At 39.0% G+C, this 8,173-nt stretch carries 11 protein-coding genes and 1 pseudogene; 6 read left to right on the forward strand and 6 right to left on the reverse strand.

The annotated features are described in order from the left end of the window. From H6G57_RS28390 to H6G57_RS28400, 3 genes are all read right to left on the reverse strand, one after another. Positions 1–428: DUF4277 domain-containing protein (locus H6G57_RS28390; protein ID WP_190525159.1), on the reverse strand; the 428-nt coding region annotated here is incomplete at its 3' end. A gap of 196 nt (positions 429–624) precedes the next feature. Beyond that, positions 625–1,731, reverse strand: a complete 1,107-nt coding sequence (locus H6G57_RS28395) for a ParB N-terminal domain-containing protein (protein ID WP_190525161.1) — start codon at positions 1,729–1,731, stop codon at positions 625–627. Between the two features lie 63 nt (positions 1,732–1,794). Continuing rightward, positions 1,795–1,962: a hypothetical protein gene (locus H6G57_RS28400; protein WP_190525163.1), complete on the reverse strand. Its 168-nt coding sequence runs from the start codon at positions 1,960–1,962 to the stop codon at positions 1,795–1,797. 128 nt (positions 1,963–2,090) lie between these two features. Between H6G57_RS28400 and H6G57_RS28405 the strand changes: the two genes are divergently transcribed. Next, positions 2,091–3,203, forward strand: coding sequence for an IS630 family transposase (locus H6G57_RS28405; RefSeq protein WP_190525165.1), 1,113 nt, complete (start codon positions 2,091–2,093; stop codon positions 3,201–3,203). On the opposite strand, the gene H6G57_RS28410 is transcribed toward H6G57_RS28405, so the two are convergent. Continuing rightward, positions 3,200–4,075, reverse strand: a complete 876-nt coding sequence (locus H6G57_RS28410) for an adenylate/guanylate cyclase domain-containing protein (RefSeq protein WP_190525167.1) — start codon at positions 4,073–4,075, stop codon at positions 3,200–3,202. The genes H6G57_RS28405 and H6G57_RS28410 overlap by 4 nt on opposite strands. Before the next feature lie 262 nt (positions 4,076–4,337). On the opposite strand from H6G57_RS28410, the gene H6G57_RS28415 reads away from it, so the two are divergent. After that, positions 4,338–4,640: an HNH endonuclease gene (locus H6G57_RS28415; protein WP_190525169.1), complete on the forward strand. Its 303-nt coding sequence runs from the start codon at positions 4,338–4,340 to the stop codon at positions 4,638–4,640. 26 nt (positions 4,641–4,666) lie between these two features. On the opposite strand, the gene H6G57_RS28420 is transcribed toward H6G57_RS28415, so the two are convergent. Further along, positions 4,667–5,533 (reverse strand): hypothetical protein, encoded by an 867-nt coding sequence (locus tag H6G57_RS28420; protein WP_190525171.1) that lies wholly within the window; start codon positions 5,531–5,533, stop codon positions 4,667–4,669. A gap of 137 nt (positions 5,534–5,670) precedes the next feature. Between H6G57_RS28420 and H6G57_RS28425 the strand changes: the two genes are divergently transcribed. The 4 genes from H6G57_RS28425 (at position 5,671) to H6G57_RS28440 (ending at position 8,060) form a co-directional block, all read left to right on the forward strand. Next, positions 5,671–5,991, forward strand: coding sequence for a hypothetical protein (locus H6G57_RS28425; RefSeq protein ID WP_190525173.1), 321 nt, complete (start codon positions 5,671–5,673; stop codon positions 5,989–5,991). Continuing rightward, a complete protein-coding gene (locus tag H6G57_RS28430; RefSeq protein ID WP_309236079.1) occupies positions 5,991–6,374 on the forward strand; it encodes an aspartyl protease in 384 nt (127 codons plus the stop codon). Before H6G57_RS28425 ends, H6G57_RS28430 begins: the two co-directional genes overlap by 1 nt. Positions 6,375–6,420: 46 nt before the next feature. Further along, positions 6,421–6,846: a hypothetical protein gene (locus H6G57_RS28435; RefSeq protein ID WP_190525177.1), complete on the forward strand. Its 426-nt coding sequence runs from the start codon at positions 6,421–6,423 to the stop codon at positions 6,844–6,846. A gap of 173 nt (positions 6,847–7,019) precedes the next feature. Beyond that, the gene (locus H6G57_RS28440) at positions 7,020–8,060 is read left to right on the forward strand and encodes a transposase (RefSeq protein ID WP_242049120.1); all 1,041 of its coding nucleotides are present in this window, start codon (positions 7,020–7,022) and stop codon (positions 8,058–8,060) included. Here the strand turns inward: H6G57_RS28440 and H6G57_RS29305 are convergent. Continuing rightward, positions 8,057–8,173: pseudogene (locus H6G57_RS29305) on the reverse strand (IS630 family transposase); the annotation flags it as partial. The gene H6G57_RS28440 and the pseudogene H6G57_RS29305 sit on opposite strands and share 4 nt — an antisense overlap.

An 8,173-nucleotide genomic window follows, 5' to 3' on the forward strand; every position in this document is an offset into this window, starting at 1 on the left:
TTGTATTCTCCCTCTACTGATATCGAACTGCTATCTAGGTGTACGCTTTCCTTTTCTACTTGGAATTTTTGGGCTGCTTTTAGGGCTATTGCTGTAAATAGCTTTGTTGTTCCCGCTTGATAATATTTATCTAATGCTCTTCCAATTCGGTCATCATTTAGTTGCTCTGCTGTTACTCCTTCCCCTATTAAATGCTCTGTTGCCTTCCCGATGAAAAAGTTCTCGAATAGGTACAACGGCGCGCTCAAAAACCCTAATCCATTCAAAATCATTGCTTTCATTACCTGTCCTGGGCTTACTGCTTCTTTTACTCTTAATCCCACTTTTTTATTGACTTCTTCTACTAATTCCATCTCATCTATTATCCCTGCCACTATTCCTAAATGGTCTAAATTTACGATTTCCATCGCTTCTAGGGGGTTTTTCATCTTTTTATTTGTTCAGTTACTCCAATTATTATTCTACATTAAAAATAGCCCAAATCATTACATAGCAATTATTTGGGCTTTTATTTAGAGCATTTTAATTGAAAATTCAATTGGCTTAAATATCTGCGGAATGTGGGCCACAAGCAACACAGCTTTCCTTTCTTTGGGGAAGGCTGTTTTCACGCTCGCTAAGAAATTAACAGCCGGAAAGCCGAGGTAACGTTAAAACTTTTTCCAAATATTCCAGATACAGCAGTTGTCGAGGCGTAAATTCTAAACGCTGTTGCAACACATCCAGCAACGCGATTTCCAGTTCATCTAACTCTAAACTCCGCAGTCGTAATACCTTTGAAGCGACCTGTAATAATTCATCACTAGGCTCATCAATTTCTACTAAATCTCGACTGTAAAATTGCAGCATTTCACTCCCCAAGTTCATCAAAATCAACCCAGAGGTTCCTGTGCCTTCCACCCTTCCCCAATATCCATTCCAGCGCTGGTCGGAGGGAGCAAAGGTTAAGTTGGGGTCAATGTTGACAACGGCAAAGTCCCCCGATACAAACAAGCGGGGGTCATCAAGACTGGCTTCTTCGGCGAGCAGCAGGGCAGCTTCTTTGGGAGTCCGAGCAGCACCTGTAGCAATTAAATCTAAGATTTGTTTTTGTTGTTTTCGAGGCAGTTTCAGTAAGGAATAAGCCGCTTGAATACTGACAGTGTTGAGAATTGAACGCCAAACTTCTGCCCATTCTTCGTTTCCGGCTTTGATTTCCCAGTCAATTTGAGCCACGACTTTAGCGGCTTTGGTATAAGTGACACCCGAACCCAAACCGACCTTAGCAGCCACTAAATCACGGGTGGTACCCTTGCGACCTTCTGAAAATATATCCATAAGGTTTTCGGGTTCTTCAATCTTGATTCCGGCTTCTTGCCGTTGTTTGGCGCGAGCCGATTCGATTTCTTTCCAAGAGTTGGCTTCTCGAACTTTTTGTTCCCGGGTTTTGGGTCGGGCGAGATTTTCACTCAGGAGGGCTTCAAGTTCTGACAGTCGGTTGGGAAAGGCTCGAATTTCAACGGGAATGGTGTTCCACTTTAATTGTAGGGCAGCTTGCCAGCGCCGATGACCACTGACAATGATCTGTTTGGGGGTGATGAGAATGGGGTTAATCCAATTGGACAATTGAATTTGTTCGACCAATTCCTCGATGTTCATCCGACCATAGATTTTCAGGTAGCGGGGATGGGGTTTGAGGGTTTTGGGGTCTACGGTTGTGACAGTGGAGTGGGTATTAGGTAGAGCGGGCAAGCGGGATAGGCAGGTTAAAGTATTTTCAAAGTTAGTATAACGCCTTAATAACTCCAATACAAATTACTCGACTAAATCCCATAAGAATTGATAAACATCATGGGACATAAACAATTCTTTAGGGCGGTGATCCCGCAAGTTTTTCAGAATAAATTTCCGCTCAATTTTTTGGAATTGTCGATGCCAACAAGTTTCTTGTACATCTTGATAAATTCTTTCGTCTGTAATCACTGAGTTTTGCTCACGTTGGGGCTTAACAAGACGACCTATCGGTTCGAGCCTAGCTGCAATATTAATAAGCTGTTAAGCATCTAAATAGGGTATAATGAAAAACCAAGTTGAGAAAAATAAATCAAAAGATGCCTGCTAAAAATCATTTAAATGAAAAGCAAGTAGAGAAACTTCAGAAAAGATTGAAAGAGGAAGAAAATGGACAAATTAGAGAAAGAATTTTGATTTTATTATTGCTAAATGATGGTAAAAAGCAAAGTGAAATCGCCAAATTTTTGGGCTGTTCATTAAACAAAGTCTGTTATTGGTGTGTACATGGAGACCCGGACAAATTAGAAAGCCTAAAAGATGAAAGAATGAAAGGAAATTATAGAAAAGCCACAGACAAATATATAGAGATATTATTAGAAACAGTAGAAAAAGAACCGGAAGAATTAGGATATGAATTTGGGAGATGGACAGGAGAAAGATTGGCAACTTATTTAGAACAAATTACAGGAATCAAATTAAGTAGTTCACAAGTGAGGAAGATATTAAAGGAAAAAAAGTATGTTTACTTGTGGGCAAAGTATAGCTTAGAAGAGAAAAGAGATCCAGAAAAAAGGAAATTATTTAAAGATAAAATAGAAGAATATTTAAAAATAGCTAAAGAAAGTCCAGAACAATTACAGGTATGGTTTTGGGATGAAAGTGGATTTAATTTAAGAGTGATAAAAAGAAAGAACTGGTGTAAAAAAGGAAAGAGAAAACAGATTAGAGGAGACAGGAGAAAAGGAAGAGTTAATGTGATGGGAGGATTGAGGTACTCGGATAAAAAAAGATTTGTAGAATTTCTGGATAAAGGGAATGCAGATAATTTTTATCAAGTGTTAAAAAGTTTTTATCAAGAGCTAATTTATGAATGGGTATTAGCAGGAAATCAAGCAGAAGAATTTGTAGAAAAAGGAGCCAAGATCCTGATTATTCTTGACAATGCAAGTTTTCATAAAAAAGAAGAGTACCTAGAAAAAATTAAAGCAGAAATGCCGAATATCTATTTAGAATTTCTTCCAGCATATAGTCCAGATTATAATTTAATTGAATTAGTCTGGCATTCAGCTAAAGAATATATTGCTCATCGACTCTTTAAATCAGTTGATGAGCTAGAGTGTTTATTACATCAGCTTTTAAATGAAGGACAGTTATCTATTAAATGGGGACGTAAACTTAAAAACAAAGGTAATGCTATAATCACAGTTTAAATACACAACAGCTTATCTCGACCGTAGATACAAGATTGAAAAATCATCAAATCTCCGCGAGTCATCCCAATTGCTAATCCACATTCAATCTGATGCCCTTGAATAAATTCTTTCCATTGATAGCATAATTGTTGAAGGGCTGCTAACGCTAAATCTGACTGAGGAAAGGTTAAATAATAGGAGTCTCCCAAAATTAAACGAATTGTTCCTCCAAAATCTCGGCAAATTGCTTTTTGGCTTTGATCCAAATAAGTTAATAGGGTTTCAACTTCTCTCGTAGAATGAGATTCTTGATACTGAGTAAAACCTCTAAGATCCGTTTTAACCAGGATTTGGTTTTGAATGTGCCGAGTTTGGTGTCGTTGTTGAATTCGGTACACTTTTTCAGGTTGGCTGATTCCTTTTAAAGAAAACTCTCCCACAAAAGCCGACTGAATTTCGGCTTTATTCAGAGCTAACCAGGCAGCTTGAGAGAGGTAGATTTCATCTGGTGGTGTTAGGGTTTCAATCCGAGCCGCTAAGTTAACCGCGTCTCCAAAGATGTCTCTATCCAAGTGCAAAACATCTCCCAAGGTAATAGCAATCCGAATTTTGAGTCTTTGCTCATCCGTTTTTCCGGGTTGGCTGATTCGTAATTCTTGTTGCATTTCTACACCGGCTAGTGCCGCCGTCGTCACACTGGGAAAAATTAACCAAAATGAATCGCCTTCACCTTTAATTAAAGACCCCCCTTGTTTAAAGGCAATACTAGAAATTAGCTGTTTATGCTGTTCTAATAATTCTTTTAAACTAGACTCCCCTAAATTTTCAACTTGGCTGGTAAACTCACAAATATCAGTTTTGAGAACAACGGTAGAACGTAAATTGGTCATTTGATAGCTTGAGTCAGTAAATTTTTCAACGAGCCGTTGAGTTTTCTTTACTATTTATAACCTAAAATCGTGAGGGTTACTTAACAAGTGTGGGGTTTTCTCTTAAGAAATACTAGCTCTGGCTTGAAAAGGAGTACATCGTTTAACTATTCCCATATCCAATTCTCACTCCCAACTTCTACAATAGCCTATTGAGGAACCTCTTGTTAAGGGCAAGTATTAAAACTAAACTAGAGTTGAAGGAAAATCACCCAATCTGTTCATGGCTTCAAATCGTTATCCGAAAAATTGGAAGGAACTGGCATTGGCAGTTAAAGAAGCAGCGAATTGGCAATGTCAAAAATGTGGTTTATTCTGTATCAAGCCGGGAGAACCGTTATCAGATGCTATGAAATCCCGCCGCCGAGCTTATACACTGCAAGTTCATCACTGGAACCATAACCCGGCTGATAATCGTTTAGAAAATTTGGTTCCGTTATGTACAAGTTGCCATTTGGCGTGCCATCGTCGCAGTCGAGGAAATATTTCTCCTGGGCAGTTATCCCTTAACTTAAAATTATCCTAATTCCGAATTTAACGCTGAAGTTTGGGCTAAATTTCTTCAAGTCCGGCTTCAATTAAAGCTCGGTTTAAATCCTCAATTAACCCCAAAGATTTAGCCTGATTATTGAGGTAAACTTTATCTAAAGAGTCTCCTTGTACTTTTAATATCCCCAATACATCTCGCCATTGCTTTTCGGAAGAGTTGGACTTTCGCCAAGACAATTTATTAAGGATTAGATCTTCAGGTGAGGCGAGAAAAACCGTTGCACCTGTGGGAATTTGATATTGTTGTCGTCGTTCCAACTTCAGACGCTCAAATTCTGAATCTTCAGCTATGATTAAATCAGCACGAGAAATGGTTTCCATATGAGTAATTGGCAAGGTTTGCATTCGACCAGAAACCACATCATCTATACCGGAAACATAAAAGCCCGCTTGTTCTAATTCTAAAATTAATGCACTTAAATGTTGAGGAATAATTGAGATGACAATATCTAAATCTCGTGTTGTGCGGACTTCCCCGTAAGCAATGGCAGCAACACCGCCTGTAATATAATAGGGAATAATAAGGGATTCAAAAATTGGGTGGAGAATTTCAGCCAGACTAATGGAATCTTGAACCCAAGTCATTTCATCTCCGGTGGGAATATAATGTTGTGGACAATCTTCTGCTAACCAAGCTTGGGCGAGTTTTCGAGCAAATTCTGGCTCTTTTAGATCAAAAAAGCGTTGGCGGAAGCAGTTAATGGCAAAGCGACGAGCATTTTGGTTCATCGAGCTTCCCATCAACAGTCGCTGTTCGGGCGTTCGTTGTTTTAAGAGCCAGAATCCTAATAAATCGGCTTCTGGTGTTGTATCAGAAGATTGAGGTCGATAGCCCGGTTTGATTGTAAATTTAGGAAGAATTTGAGCCATAAGATTAAATCAGGAGCTAGGAGTTATCAGTTAGAATTACAATCAATGCTTAACGGAGTAATGGGGAGTTATTCTCCTTGATTGGCTACAAATGACAATTATAATAGAACTGTCCCAACATCTTACTCGTTACCGATATGGCTCCTCTAGTTGCCAAACGTACTGCTCGTTCTAGGTCTCGGATTTTTGATTTCGATTCCCTGACACCTGAAGAAATCAACAAACGGGAAGCTGAAAAAGAAGACTTAGATCAACGATGCTATAAACACTTTGAAAAGATTCGGAATCGTTTGCTTGAAACCCATTATAATTGGTGTGTTGCTATTGAGCCTGAAAGTGGTTATTATTTGCTAGATTCCAATTGGGAGCGTTTAGTCTGGAGAGTGAAGATTTACTGCCCTAAAAGCCAACTGATGCTCTACGGAATTAACGAAACCGGAACCTGCGGAAAAATATGATGGAGGGACGATTTGGAGAGAATGATGAGTTAATTTTTGAGATTGAGTTAATGACCCAAAATGGAGAAATTATATCAGTTGACGTGATGTTGGATACGGGTTTTACGGCAGGTTACTTGGCGATTGACCAGCAGGATATTATTGCATTAGGATGGCAAAAATTGCAATCGGATATTCGGATGAAAACGGCTCAAGGTGTGGGTCGGTTTGATATTTATGAAGGTCAGGTAATTATAGATAGCAGAGAATTTATTGTTCCCGTTCATGTGGGAAAAGATTTACCTGAAATTCTTATCGGTGTTAAGTGGTTGAAGTTGATGCGGTTAAGTGTAGATTATCAGCTAGGAATCTTAACTTTAGAGTCTATAGATATGAATCAGTGACGAATGTTTTGAGCTAGATTTGAGAAGAAAAAAGTGCAAATAGTCTATGCCTAACAATTCCTCTCCTTTATTCACAACAGAACCAGAAAACAATCTTCGGGAGAAACTGATCCGCTCAATCTGGCTGCACAAAAACAAATACTGTTATTTATTTGAACCCGATGGCTCTTATCGACTGTTAAGTACAGATCGCCGAGGTCAGTACACTATCTTACCCGATGGTCGCTCGGTTTTGCTGGCTTGGACAACCGATCCCTTCACTGAAACATTGTTTGTACAGGCGGATAACAGTTTATTCATGAGTGGAAGTGCCTTTGTTGAAATTGGAACACGCTCAGAAGTTTCCCTCTCTGCTAATCCTTCCATAGAAGCTAATACAGCTATTCCTAACCCCTCCCAAAGCTACGAGTTTGAAATCGATACAGGCAAAATGCCCAATTATGGAAAGCTCACCCTGGAGGGTTTAGCTTGAACAGCAAGAAGCCTCACACTTACCGTGAAGCGGAAGTGTTGAGATGAATTGCGAGTGAGTTGACGACAGTCCTTTGAGCAATTTTCCCCGCAGGGGAAACAGGGAGAAGGACAGGTCGGAAACGAACAAATCTTGCGTTAAGCTAATTTATAGCAAATTTATTTCAATCTAAGATGCTTAAGGTCGTCAAGGTCAGATTATATCCAGATGCACAGCAACAGCAGTCGCTAGCACAAGCTTTCGGCTCTTGTCGCTGGCTTTGGAATTATTGCCTGAATTTGATGAACCAAACATACAAAGAAACTGGTAAGGGTTTATCTGGATACGCAGTAAAAAAAATAATTCCCCAGTTAAAGAAAGAGTATGAGTGGCTAACACTAACCTACTCACAATGTTTGCAGCAGGTTTGTTTGAATTTGGGGGTAGCTTTTAATAACTTTTTTGAAAAACGAGCTAAATACCCTAGATTCAAGTCAAAGCACGGTAAGCAGTCAATACAGTACCCTCAAAATGTCAAAGTTGCTGACAGTTATTTAACTCTGCCAAAAATAGGAGATGTAGCAGCAACAATTCATAGACCGATTGAAGGTAAAGTTAAGACTGTCACTATATCTAAAAACTGCTCCAACCAATACTTTGCAGCTATTTTGTTGGATGACGGCAAAGATAAGCCAGAACCGACCCTAGACGGCAAAGCAATAGGTATTGACTTGGGGTTAACTGACTTCGTTGTTACCAGCGATGGGTCTAAGTTTGATAATCCTAGAATACTGAGCAAGCATGAAAAGAATTTAAAGATTAAACACCAGCAACTCTCTCGAAAACAAAAAGGTTCTAATAACCGTGTTAAATCTCGAAAAAGAGTTGCTAGAGTTCATCGAAAAATAACAAACTGTCGTGAAGATTTTCTCCACAAGCTATCTCGTAGGATAGTCAACGAAAACCAAGTTATTGTTGTGGAAAATCTCAATGTTAAAGGCATGATGCAAAATCATTGTTTGGCTAAATCTATTCATCAAGTTGGATGGGGAATGTTTTGCACAATGCTTAAATACAAGGCAGAAATGGAGGGAAAAATCTATCAGGAAGTTGAGAGATTCTTTCCGAGTTCAAAAACCTGTTGTATGTGCTTGAACCAAGTTGGTAGCTTACCTCTAGATGTAAGATTCTGGACTTGTGAAAACTGCCATAAGCTGCTACGCAGCTTGATTTAATAAACAGCATTGCCCTTATTTTTAATTTTACGAGACCAATTAATGATTAGCTCTCCTTCATTTAATAATTTATGTAACAACTCTTCTAACTGCTCAACTGATTCAAATAGTCG

Origin of the sequence: Planktothrix sp. FACHB-1365 (assembly GCF_014697575.1) — a bacterium.
Taxonomy (GTDB): domain Bacteria; phylum Cyanobacteriota; class Cyanobacteriia; order Cyanobacteriales; family Microcoleaceae; genus Planktothrix.

Coding starts and splice junctions, on each gene's coding strand:
- H6G57_RS28405 (WP_190525165.1), top strand. CDS start 2,091: ATGCCTGCTAAAAATCATTTAAATGAAAAGCAAGTAGAGAAACTTCAG.
- H6G57_RS28410 (WP_190525167.1), bottom strand. CDS start 4,075: ATGACCAATTTACGTTCTACCGTTGTTCTCAAAACTGATATTTGTGAG.
- H6G57_RS28415 (WP_190525169.1), top strand. CDS start 4,338: ATGGCTTCAAATCGTTATCCGAAAAATTGGAAGGAACTGGCATTGGCA.
- H6G57_RS28420 (WP_190525171.1), bottom strand. CDS start 5,533: ATGGCTCAAATTCTTCCTAAATTTACAATCAAACCGGGCTATCGACCT.
- H6G57_RS28425 (WP_190525173.1), top strand. CDS start 5,671: ATGGCTCCTCTAGTTGCCAAACGTACTGCTCGTTCTAGGTCTCGGATT.
- H6G57_RS28430 (WP_309236079.1), top strand. CDS start 5,991: ATGGAGGGACGATTTGGAGAGAATGATGAGTTAATTTTTGAGATTGAG.
- H6G57_RS28435 (WP_190525177.1), top strand. CDS start 6,421: ATGCCTAACAATTCCTCTCCTTTATTCACAACAGAACCAGAAAACAAT.
- H6G57_RS28440 (WP_242049120.1), top strand. CDS start 7,020: ATGCTTAAGGTCGTCAAGGTCAGATTATATCCAGATGCACAGCAACAG.